Raw genomic sequence first — 15523 nt, 5'->3', positions numbered from 1 at the left:
GGGTCGTAGTTTGATGATCGAGATCGGCGCGCAACTCCGTGTCGCGAATATGGGAAAAGGTCAGCCAGTGACCTATGGCACAATTTGACCGTGCCGCATACCGCAAGTAGGGGCCCCGGTCGTCCTCCGGCAGCGAAGGCTGCTGAAACCCGGGAGCGAATTTTGCATGCAGCCCGTCAGGTGTTCAGTGAACTCGGATATGACGCAGCTACCTTTCAGGCCATTGCGATCCGCGCCGATCTCACCCGCCCTGCCATCAACCACTACTTCGCGAGCAAGCGGCTGCTGTACCAAGAACTCGTCGAGCAGACCAACAGTCTGGTGGTGACCGCGGGCGCCGATCGCGCGCAGGCGGCGACCTCGTTGGTGGACCGTCTGGTGGCCTTCATCTCGGCGGCGGTGCAGGCCGACGAGAAAGACCGGTCGGCAGCGGCGTTCCTGGTCACCGCGGTGCTGGAATCGCAGCGCCATCCCGAGCTCAACCAGGCGACGAACGATTCGCTGGAGACCTCGCGGCAGTTCGTCAGGTGGGCGGTCAACGAGTCCATCAGCTCCGGTGAACTGCGCACCGACACCGATGTGCAGGCGCTGGTGGAGATGCTGGTCGCCGTGCTGTGGGGGATGGGCTTCTACGCCGGTTTCGTCGGCGGCGACGACGGTCTGGACCGCATCACCGATCAGCTGAAACTCCTTCTGCAACAGAAGCTCTGGGAGTTCCAGGTCTGACCTCTACGGGCTCGGCAGCTAGGTGGCCTAAGTATCTGGCTACGATGGCCACCGAACGCCGGCAACCCGCCGGCCCGTGATCGAGGAACCCTCCTGATGAGTGCACTGCGCAGTCACGATGACACCTGGGACATCGCCACCAGTGTGGGCAGCACCGCCGTCATGGTGGCGGCCGCCCGGGCCTTCGAGACCGACCAGCCTGACCCGCTGATCCGTGACCCCTACGCGCGGATCCTGGTCGACGGCGCGGGCACCGGTGTCTGGGACAGCGTCCTCGACAGCGGACTGACCGCCAAGCTCGCCGACATCGACGCCGACATGGCGGTCATCTTCACGCACATGCGCAACTACCAGGCCGTGCGCACCCATTTCTTCGACGCCTACTACGCCGACGCGGCCGCCGCCGGGATCCGGCAGATCGTCATCCTGGCTTCGGGTCTGGACTCCCGCGCCTACCGGCTGGAGTGGCCCGCGGGCACCGAGGTCTTCGAGATCGACCAGCCGTTGGTGCTCCAGTACAAGGCCGACACGCTGGCCCAGCACGGCGTCACGCCCACCGCCGGCCGCCACGAGGTGCCCGTCGATCTGCGTTTCGACTGGCCGGCGGCGCTGAAATCAGCGGGATTCGATCCCGCTGCGCCCACGGCCTGGCTGGCCGAAGGGCTCCTGATGTACCTGCCGGCCGAGGCGCAGGACCGGCTGTTCGAGAACATCGGGGAGCTCAGCGCACCGGGGAGCCGTATCGCGGCCGAGACCATGCGCACGCAGGCCAGCGACCGTCGTGAGGAGATGCGCGAACGCTTCTCCGGGGTGGCCGAGAAGCTCGGGATGACGCAGATGCCGGATATCCAGGACCTCACCTACGACGAACCCGACCGGGCAGATCTCGCCGACTGGCTCAACGCGCACGGCTGGCGTGCCACGTTCGTCGAGTCCCGGGACGAGATGAAACGGCTCGGGCGCTGGGTCGAGGTCCCGTTGCAGGACGGCGACGACTCGTTCTCGCGGTTCGTGGTGGCCGAACGCGGCTGACGGGCGCGGCCGCAGTCCGGCGCGACCCCCTGTCGCCCAACCGGGTGGTTGGTTACCATGAGGCTTCCGCCGGTCAGGAAGGACTGCGATGACCACCGATTCCGTAGCGCCCGCCACCTCCGCACCCGCCGACATACCCGCGATCGTCGCGGGCCTTCGCCAGGTCTACGCCTCGGGCCGAACCCGCTCGATCGAATGGCGCCGCACCCAGCTCAAAGCGCTGGAGAAGCTGGTCACCGAGAACGAGGGCCGGATCGCCGAGGCGCTGGCCCAAGACCTCGACCGCAGCCCCTTCGAGTCCTGGCTCGCCGACGTCGCCAGCACCGCCAGCGAGGCCCGCGACGCAGCCCGCAACGTCGGCAAGTGGACCAAACGCAGACACCGGCTGCTGGAGTTCTCGCAGCTGCCCGGCCGCGGCTGGGTGGAGTACGAGCCCTACGGCACCGTGCTGATCATCGGCGCCTGGAACTTCCCGTTCGCCTTGACCCTCGGCCCGGCCGTGGGCGCCCTCGCCGCGGGCAACACCGTCGTGCTCAAACCGTCGGAGGTGGCGCCGGCGTCGTCGGCCCTGATGGCGGAACTGGTGCCCCGGTACCTGGATCGCGAAGCGGTGGTGGTCGTCGAGGGGGACGGCGCCGTCAGCCAGGAACTCATCGCCCAGGGCTTCGACAAGCTCTGCTTCACCGGGGGAACCGACATCGGCCGCCGGGTGTACGAGGGCGCGGCGCCCCACCTGACGCCGGTGACACTGGAACTCGGCGGCAAGAGCCCGGTGATCGTGTCCCGCGACGCCGATATCGACGTGGCGGCCAAGCGCATCGCCTGGACCAAGCTGATCAACTCCGGCCAGATCTGCATCGCGCCCGACTATGTGCTGGCTGATGCCACCATCCGGGACCGGTTGGTCAGCAAGATCGGCGAGGCGGTGGCTGAGTTCGAGGCGAACAACCCCAGCGGCAAGAGGATCGTCAACCAGCGCCACTTCGACCGGCTGTCCACCTCGCTGGCGGCCACCAAGGGCACCGTCGCCGTGGGTGGCGCCACCGACGCCACCCAGCTGCGCATCCAGCCCACCGTCGTCGTCGATCCCGACCTGGACGAGCCGTTGATGCGTGACGAGATCTTCGGTCCCATCCTGCCGGTGGTGACCGTCGAATCCGAAGACGAGGCAATCGCTTTCGTCAACGCCCGGCCCAAACCGCTGGCCGTCTACCTGTTCACCAAGTCCAAGGCCATCCGCGAGAAGGTGATCAAGGAGGTGCCGGCCGGCGGCATGCTGGTCAACCAGCTGCTGTTCCAGTTCACCACCAGCAAGCTGCCCTTCGGCGGGGTGGGACCGTCCGGGATGGGCGCCTACCACGGCAAGTTCGGCTTCGAGGAGTTCAGCCACCGCAAGTCGGTGCTGACCAAACCCACCCGACCCGACTTATCCGCAGTGATCTACCCCCCGTATACAGAGAAGGCGTGGAAGTTGGCGCGCAAGATCTTCTGAGTGTCAGTCGGAGAAAGGAAGCACATGCCCGGAGTTGCAGATCGTGTCGTCGTCGTCACCGGTGCCGGTGGTGGGCTCGGACGTGAGTACGCGCTGACGCTGGCCCGTGAGGGTGCCTCGGTGGTGGTCAACGACCTCGGCGGCTCGCGTGACGGCACCGGCTCCGGTTCCGCGATGGCCGACCAGGTGGTCAACGAGATCAAAGAGGCCGGCGGTCGCGCCGTCGCCAACTACGACTCCGTGGCCGAACCCGAAGGCGCAGAGAACATCATCAAGACCGCCCTCGACGAGTTCGGCAAGATCGACGGCGTGGTCAGCAACGCAGGCATCCTGCGTGACGGCACTTTCCACAAGATGACCTTCGAGAACTGGGACTCCGTGCTCAAGGTCCATCTGTACGGCGGCTACAACGTGATCCGGGCGGCATGGCCGCACTTCCGCGAACAGAGCTTCGGCCGCGTGGTCGTCGCGACGTCCACCAGCGGTCTGTTCGGCAACTTCGGGCAGGCCAACTACGGCGCCGCGAAACTGGGTCTGGTCGGGTTGATCAACACGCTGGCCCAGGAGGGCGCGAAGTACAACATCAAGACCAACGCCATCGCCCCCATCGCCGCCACCCGGATGACCGAGGACATCCTGCCGCCCGAGGTGCTCAAGAACCTGACCCCGGAGTTCGTCGCCCCTGTGGTGGCCTACCTGTGCACCGAGGAACTGGCCGACACCGACTCGATCTTCATCGTCGGTGGCGGCAAGGTGCAGCGCACCGCGTTGTTCCAGAACGACGGCATCACCTTCTCGACGCCGCCGTCGGTGGATGACATCGCCGAGAAGTGGTCGGAGATCACCGATCTGTCTGCCGCCAAGGCAGCGGCTTTCAACCTCCGCTAGATGAAAGCTGTTGTAGTCCAGGAGCTTTCCGGCCCGTCGGGTGTGTCCTTCACGGATGTGCCCGACGTGACCGGCGGCCCTGGCGATGTGGTGATCGACGTCCGCGCGGCCGGGGTTTGCTTCCCGGATCTGCTGCTCACCCGCGGGGAGTACCAGCTGAAGCTGCCTCCGCCGTTCATCCCGGGTATGGAAGTGGCCGGTGTGGTGCGCTCGGCCCCGGACTCCTCGGGATTGTCGGTGGGGCAGCGGGTTTCGGCCTTCACCATGATGGGCGGTTACGCCGAGCAGGTGGCGGTGTCCCCGGACAGTGTGGTGCCCACCGCCGACGGTATCGACGACGCCCAGGCCGCCGCGCTTCTGGGCAACTACTACACGATGTATTTCGCGCTGACCCGCCGTGGCGCGTTGCAGCTGGGTGAGACGGTGCTGGTGCTCGGCTCGGCGGGCGGGGTGGGCACCGCGGCGGTGCAGATCGCCAAAGCGCTCGGCGCCCGGGTCATCGCAATGGTGCATCGCCCGCACGCCATGGATTTCGTGAAGGGTCTGGGCGCCGACGTGGTGCTACCCCTGACCGAGGGCTGGCCGCAGGCGGTGCGTGATGCCACCGACGGGCGCGGGGCCGATCTGGTGGTCGACCCGGTGGGTGGGCAGACCTTCGACGACGCCATCCGGGTGATCGCCACCGAAGGACGACTGCTGGTCATCGGTTTTGCTGCCGGCGGTATCCCGACCGTCAAGGTGAACCGCCTGCTGCTGCGCAACGTCGGGGTGCTCGGCGTCGGCTACGGGGAGTTCGTCAACCGGACACCCGGGGCGCAGGCCAAGATCGGCGCCGGTATCGCTCAGCTGGTGGCGGGCGGGCTGCGGCCGCCACCGCCACAGCGGTTCCCGCTGGCCGACGGCGCGGCCGCGCTGCAGTCGCTCGCTGAGGGCGGGGTGTTGGGCAAGCTCGTGCTCGAGCCGTAGGTTACGAGCGTGGGAACGGATCGCGAATGGACACTCTAGGCGTCGTTCTCGTCGCGCTGGCGATCGCCGTCGGCCTGGCCGGCATCGTCGTGCCGATCCTCCCCGGTGGGCTGTTGGTGTTCGCCGCGATCGCGGTGTGGGCGTGGGTCGAGGGCACCACGGTGGCCTGGGTGACCCTCGGTATCGTCGCGGCGCTGTTCATCGCAGCCGAGGTGATCAAGTACACCTGGCCCGTCAAACGCATGCGCCGCGCCGATGTACGCACGAAGAGTCTGGTGGCCGGCGCGGTGCTGGGCGTCATCGGGTTCTTCGTGGTGCCGGTGCTGGGGCTGGTGCTGGGCTTCGTGCTGGGGGTGTTCCTGGCCGAACTCGGTGTCCGGCGGGACTCGACACGCGCCTGGGTGTCGACCGTGCACGCCCTCAAAGGGGTGGCCCTGTCGGTCGGCGTCGAACTCGTCGGCGCGCTTGCCTCGACCGTCGTCTGGGTCTGTGCCGTCGCCTTCTGGTGATTTCGGCGCGTTCGTAACCGCTCAGCGGTTACGAACGCGCCCAAATCCCTCTACCGCAGCGCCGCCCGCAGCTTGTCGAGGTCCGTGGCCGTGACACCCGCGGCGGCCAGGTACCCGTCGAGTGAACCGTGCTCGTCGTCCAGCACGCGCAGAGCGGCGTCCAGATACTCCTCGCGCACGCCCAGCACATCATCGGAGAGCCGGGTCTCGGTCAGCTCGGCCATCTCCTCGGGGATCTCGCCGTCGAACCGGGCACGCACCCGCGCCAGGATCTGCTCGCGCAGCTGGGGGGAGGCGGCATTGCTGGCCAGGTAGTCGGCCATCACCGCGTCAGCATCGACGCCGGCGGCCCGCAGCACCACGCCGACGGTGAAGCCGGTGCGGTCCTTGCCCGCGAAGCAGTGCGCCAGCACCGGTCGCTGCTCGCCGAGCAGGGTGATCACCCGGTGCACGGCCCGTCGCGCGCCCGGTGACTTCGCGAAACCGCGGTACTCCTCGGCCATGTATCGCCGCGCGGCGGACGAGGTGGACTCGTCGGACGGCTTCTCGGTCATCAACCGCTGGAAGGCATGCTCGTGCGGGGCCTCACCGTCGGTGACCACGGTGTCGATGAACGGCAGCAAGTGGATCTGCACTCCGTTGGGCACCAGACCGGGGCCGTGCTTGTCCACCTCGATCGCCGACCGCAGATCGGCCACGTCGCCGATACCCAACGCCTGCAACTGATTTCGTCCTGAGTCGTCGAGGTTGCTGAGCTCGCCGGAGCGGAACAACAGGCCTGGCCGGATCCCGGTGGACTCGGTGACGTCGCGGAAGTTCCAGGCGCCGCCCAGTGTCACGGCGTCACCGCCGCGGCCAGTGCGCTCTTCTCCCGGCCGATCTCGGCGCGGGCGATGGACCGGATGTGCACCTCGTCGGGGCCGTCGAAGATGCGCATCGCGCGGTGCCAGCCGTACATCCGGGCCAACACGGTGTCATCGCTGATGCCGGCGCCGCCGTGCACCTGGATGGCGCGGTCGATCACATTGCAGGCCATCTGCGGGGCGACGGCCTTGATCTGGGCCACCAGATTGCGGGCCTCTTTGTTGCCGTGCTGGTCGATGGTCCACGCGGCCTTCTGACACAACAGCCGGGCCTGGTCGATCTCGTTGCGCGACAAGGCGATCTGCTGCTGCACCATGCCCTGCTCGGCCAGTGGTTTGCCGAACGCAATGCGGGTGTTGGCGCGGTCCACCATCAACGCCAGCGCCCGCTCGGCCACACCGATGGCACGCATGCAGTGGTGGATGCGGCCCGGTCCCAGCCGAGCCTGCGCGATGGCGAAACCGGATCCCTCCTCGCCCAACAGGTTCGACGCGGGCACCCGCACGTTGTCGTAGACGATCTCGGCGTGGCCGTGCTGGTCCTGCCAGCCGAAGACGCTGGTGGAGCGCAGGATCTGCACACCCGGGGTGTCGACGGGCACCAGGATCATCGACTGCTGCTGGTGGCTGGCCGCGTCGGGGTTGGTGCGGCCCATCACGATCAGGATCTTGCAGCGCGGATCGTTGGCGCCGGAGGTCCACCACTTGCGGCCGTTGATGATGTAGTCGTCACCGTCGCGCACGATCTGGGTCTGGATGTTGCGGGCGTCGCTGGAGGCCACCGCGGGCTCGGTCATGGAGAACGCACTGCGGATCTCACCGGCCAGCAGCGGTTCCAGCCACTGCTTGCTCTGTTCCGGGGTGGCGAACAGGTGCAGGGTCTCCATGTTGCCGGTATCGGGTGCCGCGCAGTTCAGCGCCTCGGGCCCGATCTCCATGCTCCAGCCGGACAGTTCGGCCAGCGGCGCGTACTCCAGGTTGGTCAGCCCCGACACCGCGGGCAGGAACAGATTCCACAGTCCCTGCTCGCGCGCCTTGCTCTTCAACTCCTCGACCACCGGCGGCACGGTGAAATCACCGGGGCCTTTCTCGTGCCGGTAGGCGTCGTAGGCCGCCTCGGCGGGGATCACGTGTTCGGTCATGAACGCGGTGAGCCGTTGGTGGTAGTCCTGCGCTTTTGCCGACATCGCGAAGTCCATGACCGTCACGATATGACACGCGTCGAGACAGGTGCCCGGCGCGGTGTTCAGACCCGGAAGCGATGCGCGAGCTCGACGGACAGTGCGGTCCGGGTGGCCCAGTCGAATCGGCCGAGCGCGGCGCGCACGGCGCCGCGCAACACCGCGTCGGGCCCCAGGTGGGACAACCGGATTGGATGTAGCAGGAAATTTACGCAACTTGATTCGATAAATCGGCGGGCATGCTTCGCGGTGCTTGAAAAACCCCAGCACCCCGGCGCGAGGGGGTGCGCCGGGGTGCTGCGGAAAATACGGAATAGGAGCGATGTCTGCTACGTGACGGCACCTCCTTCGCGTCGTGGGTGGGGTTGTGGAGGACGCCTCGTCAGAGGCTGGTGAGGTACTGGACGGGTTCGCCGTTGAACCTGTCCGTGTACCGAGCGGGTTCCACCGGCGTCGTCGCCGCCGGTGCCGGACCGAGTGAACGGTGTCCGGTGGGAGGCTGTGCGGTGGCCACCGCCACCACAGCGGGCGCGGCGGGCTCCGTGTTGGCAGCCCAGGCCGCGCCGCTGAGGGCGACCGCACCCCCGCCGATCAAACCTGCGGCCAGCACTGGCATGGCCAGGGCGCTTGTGATCCGGCGGGAAATCGTGCGGAACATGTCCTGAATCTCCTGGTTCTCAGGCGGCGTAGCCGCTGAATCCGTCTGCGCTGGAGACGATTTGGCTTGTCCCCGGGTCGCCGGTCGCCGAGGTGGTGGCGTCCGCGACGGCCAGGGTGGTCCCGCCGAGGATGCTCAGCCCGATCATCGGGGCGGCGACGTAGCGGGCGACCTTCTGATTGGTGAAGAGCTTCATGTCCGTTCTCCTGTCCTCGGGGGCGTGCTGCCGATGTGATTACTCTCCCGCGGCCGCGACCCGATGTCTGTCCACCTGCCGGCGGATGAGCAGGTTGAATCCGGTGTCCACCGATCGGGGGACAACCCCGATGTGGAAAGCTGCGTGACCATGTCGGGACCGAAGGTCAGGGTGGTGGTCGGTGACGACCATCCGTTGTTCCGCGACGGCCTGGTTCGTGCCCTGAACAGCAGCGACGACATCGACGTGGTGGCCGAAGCGCCGGACGGTCTGGCGGCGCTGCAGGCCATCACCGAGCACCGGCCGGACGTGGCGCTGCTGGACTACCAGATGCCGGGCCTCGACGGCGCCGGTGTGGCGGCGGCCGCCCTTCGTGACGGCCTGGTCACCCGTGTGCTGTTGGTTTCGGCACACGACGATCCCGCCGTCGTCTATCACGCATTGCAGCAGGGCGCCGCGGGCTTCCTGCCGAAGGAGTCGACCCGCGCCGAGATCGTCAGTGCGGTCCTGGACTGCGCCAAGGGCCGCGACGTGGTGGCACCCCGGCTGGCGTCGGGCCTGGCGGTGGAGATCCGGCGCCGCGCCGAGCCGGCCGGCCCCGCCCTCAGTGCCCGCGAACGCGAAGTGCTGGGCCTGATCGCGTCGGGCCGCAGCATTCCGGCGATCGCCGAGCAGCTGTTCCTGGCGCCGTCCACGGTCAAGACGCATGTGCAGCGCCTCTACGAGAAACTCGGGGTCGGGGACCGGGCGGCCGCGGTGGCCGAGGCCATGCGGCGCGGGTTGTTGGAGTAGGGGTTGCTGCGCCCACCCGATTTGTTGGCCACCGACCCGGTCCGCGTCGCCGGTTGTCTGCGGCTGCCGCTGATCGGACTGATCGCGCTGCTGGTGTACGCCCAAGGCGTCGAACACTGGCTGCCTGCGGTGTACGCCACGGTGTTGGTGGTCTACGCGGCGGCGGCGACGGCGTGGCTGGTACTGGTGCTCACCCGCCCGATAGCCGGCTGGGCGGGGTGGGGCGTGCCCCTTTCCTGGGGTATCGACTTGGCCGCGGTGCTGGCGCTGTGTGTGGTGTCCGGGGGTGCGACGGCGTGGTTGCTGCCGGTGTTCTTCCTGGTGCCGATCTCGGTGGCGTTCCTGGACCGCCCGGCCCTGACCGCCGCACTCGGTGTCGGCACCGCGCTCTGTTACCTGTTCGCGTGGATCTTCTACTCCCGGCGCGACGACACCGTGGGCTTTCCGGACGTGGTGTACGTCCAATTCGGTTGCCTGCTGTGGCTGGCTGCGGCGACGACGGCGCTGTCGGTGGTCCTGACGCGACGTTCGGCTCGGGTGCGCAGGCTGTTGGAGGTGCGCCGACGGCTGGTGGCCGAGTCGCTGCTCGCCGATGAGCGGCACAGCAGGCAGTTGGCCGAGCAGCTGCACGACGGACCCTTACAGAATCTGCTGGCCGTCCGGCTCGATCTCGATGACTTGCGCGACGGGCAGTCCGAGGCGGTGGACCGCATCGACTCCGCACTGCGCGACGCCGTGGCCCAATTACGCAGCACCGTCAGCACTTTGCATCCGACGGTGCTCGCCCAGGTGGGTCTCACCGCCGGGATCACCGAACTGGCCCGCGGGCATGAGCAGCGGACCCGGGTGCCCGTCGACATCCACGCCCAGGAGGTCGGCCGGCCGCCGGCACAGGCGCTGTTGTACCGCGCCACCCGGGAGCTGCTGGCCAACGCGCACAAGCACTCTCAGGCCACGCGCATCTCTGTCGACCTGCGCCGCAGCGGCCAGATGCTGGCGCTCACCATCGTCGACAACGGCGTCGGTTTCGACCCTGCGGTGCTCGCCGAATCGGTGACCGAAGGGCACATCGGACTGGCCTCGCTGGTGGTGGCCGTGGAAGCCAGCGGCGGGACCATCGACTTCACCGCCACCCCGGGCGGGGGCGCGACGACCACCATCACGGTGCCCGACTGAGGTCCGATTTCTCCGCGGCCGTCACCCGTCGGCCCGGCTGGACAGAGCCAGCGCCGCCATCACCATGGTGATACCGGCGATTTCGGCGATGCTGGGACGCTGCGCCAGGACCACCGCTCCCACCACCGCCGCGGTTGCGGGAAGAAGCGCCAGCAGCAGGGCGAACCGGGCCCGGCCGATGCTGGTGAGCACCCGCTGATCCAGCGCGTACGGGATGGCGCTCGACAGTACACCGACACCGGCGCCGAGCAGCCACAGCCGCGGATCGCCGAACACCGACGCATCGACCCGCCACTGCAGCGTGATCAGCAGCGGCGCCAATACCACTGCCGCGGCCGCCATTCCGAGTGCCAACGAGTCCAGGCCGGCGCCGGTGTCGGCCACCCGTTTACCGAACAGGATGTACCCCGCCCACAGTGCCGCGGCGGTCAACGCCCAGACGACACCCACCAGATCGGCGCTGCCCTGCACACCGGCCAACAGCACCACGCCGCCCGCGACCAGGGCGACGGCGGCCAGATCACGTGGCCGGCGCGGTCCCAACGCGGCCACCGCAACCGGACCGGCGAACTCGATGGCGACCGCCGTGCCCAACGGGATCCGCGCGATCGCCTCGTAGAACGCCACGTTCATCAAAACGGTCACCATCCCGAAACCCGTTGTGATGAGCACGGATTGCCGCGTCCACGGCACCTGGCGGCGTCTTCTCCAGGGCCGGCGCCAACACACCAGCACCGCCCCGGCCGCCGCCGCGCGCAGCCACGCGACAGTAGCCGGTTCGGTGGTCTCGAACAGGAAGACACCCACGGCGGCGCCCAGATACTGGGACAGGGCGCCGGCGATGAAGAAGAGCGGCACCGACCATCCGGGAAGCGGCCGAGCCGTCGTCGTCATCCGCCGGAGAGCCCCCGGGCGATCACCAGTCGCTGAATCTGATTGGTGCCCTCGAAGATCTGAGTGATCTTCGCCTCGCGCATGAAGCGTTCCACCCGGTAGTCGCGGGTGTAGCCGGCCCCGCCGAACACCTGCACCGCGTCGGTGGTCACCTTCATCGCGGCGTCGGTGGCGATCAGTTTGGCCACGCTGGCCTGCTGCCCGTAGGGCAAGCCGAGATCGCGGCGCCGGGCAGCGTCCAGATAGGTGGCCCTCGCGCTCACCACGGCGGCAGCCATATCGGCCAACAGGAAACCCAGGCCTTGGTGGTCGATGATCTTGCGCCCGAACGTGGTTCGTTCTCCTGCGTACCGGATGGCCTCGTCCAGGGCCGCCTGCGCAATCCCCACCGCCACCGCGGCGATGCCGAGTCGCCCGGAATCCAACGCCGAGAACGCGATCGGCAGACCCTGGCCTTCGGCACCGATGAGCCGGTCGGCGTCGATGTGCGCGTTGTCGTAGAAGGCCGACGTGGTGGGTACGGCGTGCAGGCCCATCTTCTCCTCGGGCTTGCCGAAGCTCAGGCCGTCGAGATCTTTCGGGACCAGGAAACAGGAGATGCCCTTGCTTCCCTCCCCGGTCCGCGCGAACAACGTGTAGAAGTCGGCGACCCCGCCATGGGTGATCCACGACTTCGCCCCGTTGAGCACATAGCCGTCACCGTCACGTCGCGCCGAACAGCGCAGCGCGGCCGCATCCGAACCGGCCTGCGGTTCGGACAGCGAGTAGGCGCCGATCTGTTCACCCGACAGCATGCCCGGTAGCCAGCGCTGCTTCTGCTCTTCGGTGCCGAACGTCAGCAGCGGATGCGACGACAGACTGTGCACACTGACCGCGACGGCCACCGCTGCCCACCGCGCCGCGATCTCCTCGAGCACCTGCAGGTACACCTCGAACGGCTGACCGCCGCCGCCCCACTCCTCGGGTTGCGGCAGGCTCAGCAGCCCGGCCGCGCCCAGCTGCGCGAAGACCCCATCGGGGTAGGTCTCGTCCTTCTCGTGCCGGTCGACGATGGGGTCCAGCACTTTGTCGGCGATGTCGCGGGTGAGCGCGATCAGCTCGACGGCTTCATCCGACGGCAGTAACCGATCCACGGGCATAGTTGGACATCCTAGTTTCTGCCCGGGCGGGGGTTACAGCGCGGCGTTGATGGCGTCCACCCGGTCCTTGGCGTCACCGAAGAGCATCTGGGTGTTCTCCCGGAAGAACAGCGGGTTCTGCACGCCGGCGTAGCCGGAGGCCATGGACCGTTTGAACACGATGACGTTGTCGGCGTTCCAGACGGTCAGCACCGGCATGCCGGCGATCGGGCTTCCCGGATCCTCGGCCGCCGCCGGGTTGACCGTGTCGTTGGCGCCGATGACGAGCACGACGGCGGTGTCGTCGAAGTCGTCGTTGATCTCGTCCATCTCGAGAACGATGTCGTAGGGCACCTTGGCCTCGGCCAGCAGCACGTTCATGTGCCCCGGCAGCCGACCCGCGACGGGGTGGATGCCGAATCGGACATTGACCCCGCGGTCACGCAGTTTGCGGGTCAGGTCGGCCACCCCGTACTGGGCCTGGGCCACCGCCATGCCATAGCCGGGGGTGATGATCACCGAGTCGGCCGAGCCGAGCAGTTCGGCGGCGGCCTCGGCGGTGATCTCGCGGTGCTCGCCGTAGTCCTTGTCTTCGGCCGGGCCGGCCTCGATCCCGAAACCGCCGGCGATGACGGAGATGAACGAGCGGTTCATCGCCTTGCACATGATGTAGGACAGGTAGGCACCGGAGGAGCCCACGAGTGCGCCGGTGATGATCAACAGGTCATTGCCCAGCAGGAAGCCCGACGCCGCCGCAGCCCAGCCCGAGTAGCTGTTGAGCATCGACACCACCACCGGCATGTCGCCGCCGCCGATGGAGGCCACCAGGTGCCAGCCCAGCAGCAGCGCCAGCACAGTGACGACGATGAGCAGCCACAGCTGCGGGTCGATGACGAACCAGACGGTCAGCGCGAAGAACAGCACCAGCGTGCCGACGTTGATGATGTTCTTGCCGGGCAGCATCAGTGGGGCGGATTTGATGCGGGCCGAGAGCTTGAGGTTGGCCACGATCGACCCGGTGAAGGTCACCGCGCCGATGAACACGCCGATGAACACCTCGGCGGAGTGGATGCCGAGCATGCCTTCGCTTTGCAGCAGCGCCGCCTCGGCGCCGTCCGGATGGGCTTCGACGTGCAGGTAGCCGTTCCAGCCGACCAGCACGGCGGCCAGGCCCACAAAGGAGTGCAGCAGGGCGATCAGCTCGGGCATCCCGGTCATCTCGACCACCCGGGCACGCCACAGACCGATCGCCGCACCGACGATCATGGCGCCGATCAGCAGCCCCAGACCCAGTGGTTCGATCTCGCGGCCCAGCGCCAGCGCGACGGTCGCCACCAGGGCGATGGCCATCCCGGCGATGCCGAAGGTGTTGCCCGCCTTGGACGTTTCGTGTTTGGAGAGCCCGGCCAGCGCCAGGATGAACAGCAGGGCCGCGACGATGTAGGCAGCGGTCGCAGTCGTTTCAACGGTGAACATGGAATCCATTTCTTGGGGAAGACTGCTCAGCTGCGGGAGAACATGGCGAGCATGCGGCGGGTCACCGCGAAGCCGCCGAAGACGTTGATACTGGCCAGCAGGATCGCCACGAAGGCCAGTGCGGTGATCGCGGTGTTCTCCTGGCCGATCTGCAGCAGGGCGCCGACGACGATGATCCCGGAGATCGCGTTGGTCACCGACATCAGTGGGGTGTGCAGCGCGTGGTGCACATGGCCGATCACGTAGTAGCCGATGACGATCGCCAGCGCGAACACCACCAGGTGCACCTGCAGTGCGGCCGGGGACAGCGCGATCAGGGCGAACAGCGCCGCAGCCGCGCCGAATGCCACGCCGAGGCGGCGCTGGGTGGACATCGGCGCCTTGGCTTTCGTTACCGGGACCGGGGCCGCGGCAGCCGCCGCTGCGGGCGCCGCGGACACCTGCACCGGCGGGGGCGGCCAGGTGGTCTCGCCGTCGCGGACGACGGTGACCGAGCGCTGGACGACGTCGTCGAAGTCCAGGGTGAGCCGGCCGTCCTTCTCCGGGGTCAGAAGTTTGAGCAGGTTCACCAGGTTGGTGCCGTAGAGCTGGGAGGCCGTGGCGGGCAGCCGGCCGGCCAGGTCGGTGTAGCCGATGATCGTGACACCGTTGTCGGTGACGACGGCCTGATCCTTGACGGTGCCTTCGACGTTGCCGCCGTTGGCCGCGGCCATGTCGACGATCACGCTGCCCGGTTTCATCGAGGCCACCATGTCGGCGGTGATGATGCGCGGTGCGGGCCGGCCGGGGATCAGCGCGGTGGTGATGATGATGTCGACGTCGGAGGCCAGTTCGGCATACAGCGCCGCCTCGCGGGCCTTGTAGTCGTCGCCCATTTCCTTGGCGTAACCGGTGGCCGACACTTCGCCGGCGTTCGGGTCGACGGACACGTACTCCCCGCCCAGGGATTTCACCTGATCGGCGACCTCGGGCCGCGGGTCGGTGGCCCGCACGATCGCGCCCAGGCTGCCGGCGGCGCCGATGGCAGCCAGTCCGGCCACCCCGGCACCCACGACCAGGACCTTGGCCGGCGGTACCTTGCCGGCGGCGGTGACCTGACCGGTGAAGAACCGGCCGAAGGCATGTGCGGCTTCGACGACGGCCCGGTAGCCGGCGATGTTGGCCATCGAGGACAGCACATCCAGTGACTGGGCACGCGAGATGCGCGGTACCGCGTCCATGGCCAGCACGGTGATGGGGCGGGCGGACAGCTTCTCGACCAGCTCCGGCTTCAGTGCCGGGGAGATCAGGCTGACCAGGGTCGCGCCGTCGCGCAGCTTGGCGATCTCCTCGTCGGCCGGTGCGTTGACCTTCAAGACGACATCGCAGGCCCAGGGATCGCCGATTTCGGCGCCGGCCTCGACGTAGGCGGCATCGGAGAAGCTCGAGGCCGCTCCGGCGCCGGACTCGACGACGACGCTGTAGCCGAGCTTGATGATCTGCCCGACGGTCTGCGGTGTGGCGGCGACGCGCGTTTCACCAGGTGAAGACTCGCGCGGTATCCCGATGGTCACGTT

At 68.0% G+C, this 15523-nt stretch carries 16 protein-coding genes; 8 read left to right on the top strand and 8 right to left on the bottom strand.

What is annotated here, in order from left to right; genetic code table 11:
• Window positions 1–90: 90 nt before the first annotated feature.
• The 6 genes from AC3A6P_RS18780 to AC3A6P_RS18755 all read left to right on the top strand — a co-directional run bounded on the left by AC3A6P_RS18780 (window position 91) and on the right by AC3A6P_RS18755 (window position 5613).
• Complete coding sequence (locus AC3A6P_RS18780; protein ID WP_487693176.1) at window positions 91–726, top strand: TetR/AcrR family transcriptional regulator; 636 nt, start codon at window positions 91–93, stop codon at window positions 724–726.
• Between the two features lie 96 nt (window positions 727–822).
• Window positions 823–1758, top strand: a complete 936-nt coding sequence (locus AC3A6P_RS18775; RefSeq protein WP_487693175.1) for a class I SAM-dependent methyltransferase — start codon at window positions 823–825, stop codon at window positions 1756–1758.
• A gap of 88 nt (window positions 1759–1846) precedes the next feature.
• Complete coding sequence (locus AC3A6P_RS18770) at window positions 1847–3250, top strand: aldehyde dehydrogenase family protein (protein WP_487693174.1); 1404 nt, start codon at window positions 1847–1849, stop codon at window positions 3248–3250.
• A 24-nt stretch (window positions 3251–3274) separates the two neighbouring features.
• Entirely contained in the window at window positions 3275–4138 is an 864-nt protein-coding gene (locus tag AC3A6P_RS18765) for an SDR family oxidoreductase (RefSeq protein WP_487693172.1), read from the top strand.
• Window positions 4139–5104 carry an NADPH:quinone oxidoreductase family protein gene (locus AC3A6P_RS18760; protein ID WP_487693171.1) on the top strand — a complete coding sequence of 322 codons (966 nt, stop codon included), beginning with the start codon at window positions 4139–4141 and terminating at the stop codon, window positions 5102–5104.
• A 26-nt stretch (window positions 5105–5130) separates the two neighbouring features.
• Entirely contained in the window at window positions 5131–5613 is a 483-nt protein-coding gene (locus AC3A6P_RS18755) for a DUF456 domain-containing protein (protein ID WP_487693170.1), read from the top strand.
• A gap of 50 nt (window positions 5614–5663) precedes the next feature.
• On the opposite strand, the gene AC3A6P_RS18750 is transcribed toward AC3A6P_RS18755, so the two are convergent.
• From AC3A6P_RS18750 to AC3A6P_RS18735, 4 genes are all read right to left on the bottom strand, one after another.
• On the bottom strand, window positions 5664–6452 hold the full coding sequence (locus AC3A6P_RS18750; RefSeq protein WP_487693169.1) for a tyrosine-protein phosphatase: 789 nt from the start codon (window positions 6450–6452) through the stop codon (window positions 5664–5666).
• On the bottom strand, window positions 6449–7663 hold the full coding sequence (locus AC3A6P_RS18745; protein ID WP_487693259.1) for an acyl-CoA dehydrogenase family protein: 1215 nt from the start codon (window positions 7661–7663) through the stop codon (window positions 6449–6451). The genes AC3A6P_RS18750 and AC3A6P_RS18745 overlap by 4 nt, the downstream gene beginning before the upstream one ends.
• A gap of 376 nt (window positions 7664–8039) precedes the next feature.
• Complete coding sequence (locus AC3A6P_RS18740; RefSeq protein ID WP_487693168.1) at window positions 8040–8315, bottom strand: hypothetical protein; 276 nt, start codon at window positions 8313–8315, stop codon at window positions 8040–8042.
• Window positions 8316–8334: 19 nt separating this feature from the next.
• Complete coding sequence (locus AC3A6P_RS18735) at window positions 8335–8511, bottom strand: hypothetical protein (RefSeq protein WP_487693167.1); 177 nt, start codon at window positions 8509–8511, stop codon at window positions 8335–8337.
• Between the two features lie 150 nt (window positions 8512–8661).
• On the opposite strand from AC3A6P_RS18735, the gene AC3A6P_RS18730 reads away from it, so the two are divergent.
• Window positions 8662–9303: a response regulator gene (locus AC3A6P_RS18730; protein WP_487693166.1), complete on the top strand. Its 642-nt coding sequence runs from the start codon at window positions 8662–8664 to the stop codon at window positions 9301–9303.
• Window positions 9304–9306: 3 nt separating this feature from the next.
• Window positions 9307–10479: a sensor histidine kinase gene (locus AC3A6P_RS18725; RefSeq protein ID WP_487693165.1), complete on the top strand. Its 1173-nt coding sequence runs from the start codon at window positions 9307–9309 to the stop codon at window positions 10477–10479.
• A 21-nt stretch (window positions 10480–10500) separates the two neighbouring features.
• Here the strand turns inward: AC3A6P_RS18725 and AC3A6P_RS18720 are convergent, their stop codons facing one another.
• From AC3A6P_RS18720 to AC3A6P_RS18705, 4 genes are read right to left on the bottom strand one after another with little or no spacing between them, the layout of a single operon-like run.
• The gene (locus AC3A6P_RS18720; RefSeq protein ID WP_487693164.1) at window positions 10501–11373 is read right to left on the bottom strand and encodes an EamA family transporter; all 873 of its coding nucleotides are present in this window, start codon (window positions 11371–11373) and stop codon (window positions 10501–10503) included.
• Window positions 11370–12512, bottom strand: a complete 1143-nt coding sequence (locus tag AC3A6P_RS18715; RefSeq protein ID WP_487693163.1) for an acyl-CoA dehydrogenase family protein — start codon at window positions 12510–12512, stop codon at window positions 11370–11372. The genes AC3A6P_RS18720 and AC3A6P_RS18715 overlap by 4 nt, the downstream gene beginning before the upstream one ends.
• Before the next feature lie 33 nt (window positions 12513–12545).
• Complete coding sequence (pntB, locus tag AC3A6P_RS18710) at window positions 12546–13967, bottom strand: Re/Si-specific NAD(P)(+) transhydrogenase subunit beta (RefSeq protein WP_487693162.1); 1422 nt, start codon at window positions 13965–13967, stop codon at window positions 12546–12548.
• A gap of 26 nt (window positions 13968–13993) precedes the next feature.
• On the bottom strand, window positions 13994–15520 hold the full coding sequence (locus AC3A6P_RS18705) for a Re/Si-specific NAD(P)(+) transhydrogenase subunit alpha (protein ID WP_487693161.1): 1527 nt from the start codon (window positions 15518–15520) through the stop codon (window positions 13994–13996).
• Window positions 15521–15523 lie beyond the last annotated feature (3 nt).

Source organism: Mycobacterium sp. Soil_C_30, from assembly GCF_057656995.1.
Note: the sequence above shows the minus strand (reverse complement) of the source record. Positions and strands in the feature narration are given on the sequence as shown.

What these genes read in the sequence shown, in the direction of transcription:
- AC3A6P_RS18775 (WP_487693175.1), top strand. Translation starts at nt 823, where the DNA reads ATGAGTGCACTGCGCAGTCACGATGACACCTGGGACATCGCCACCAGT.
- AC3A6P_RS18770 (WP_487693174.1), top strand. Translation starts at nt 1,847, where the DNA reads ATGACCACCGATTCCGTAGCGCCCGCCACCTCCGCACCCGCCGACATA.
- AC3A6P_RS18765 (WP_487693172.1), top strand. Translation starts at nt 3,275, where the DNA reads ATGCCCGGAGTTGCAGATCGTGTCGTCGTCGTCACCGGTGCCGGTGGT.
- AC3A6P_RS18760 (WP_487693171.1), top strand. Translation starts at nt 4,139, where the DNA reads ATGAAAGCTGTTGTAGTCCAGGAGCTTTCCGGCCCGTCGGGTGTGTCC.
- AC3A6P_RS18755 (WP_487693170.1), top strand. Translation starts at nt 5,131, where the DNA reads ATGGACACTCTAGGCGTCGTTCTCGTCGCGCTGGCGATCGCCGTCGGC.
- AC3A6P_RS18745 (WP_487693259.1), bottom strand. Translation starts at nt 7,663, where the DNA reads ATGTCGGCAAAAGCGCAGGACTACCACCAACGGCTCACCGCGTTCATG.
- AC3A6P_RS18740 (WP_487693168.1), bottom strand. Translation starts at nt 8,315, where the DNA reads ATGTTCCGCACGATTTCCCGCCGGATCACAAGCGCCCTGGCCATGCCA.
- AC3A6P_RS18735 (WP_487693167.1), bottom strand. Translation starts at nt 8,511, where the DNA reads ATGAAGCTCTTCACCAATCAGAAGGTCGCCCGCTACGTCGCCGCCCCG.
- AC3A6P_RS18730 (WP_487693166.1), top strand. Translation starts at nt 8,662, where the DNA reads ATGTCGGGACCGAAGGTCAGGGTGGTGGTCGGTGACGACCATCCGTTG.
- AC3A6P_RS18720 (WP_487693164.1), bottom strand. Translation starts at nt 11,373, where the DNA reads ATGACGACGACGGCTCGGCCGCTTCCCGGATGGTCGGTGCCGCTCTTC.
- AC3A6P_RS18715 (WP_487693163.1), bottom strand. Translation starts at nt 12,512, where the DNA reads ATGCCCGTGGATCGGTTACTGCCGTCGGATGAAGCCGTCGAGCTGATC.
- pntB (WP_487693162.1), bottom strand. Translation starts at nt 13,967, where the DNA reads ATGTTCACCGTTGAAACGACTGCGACCGCTGCCTACATCGTCGCGGCC.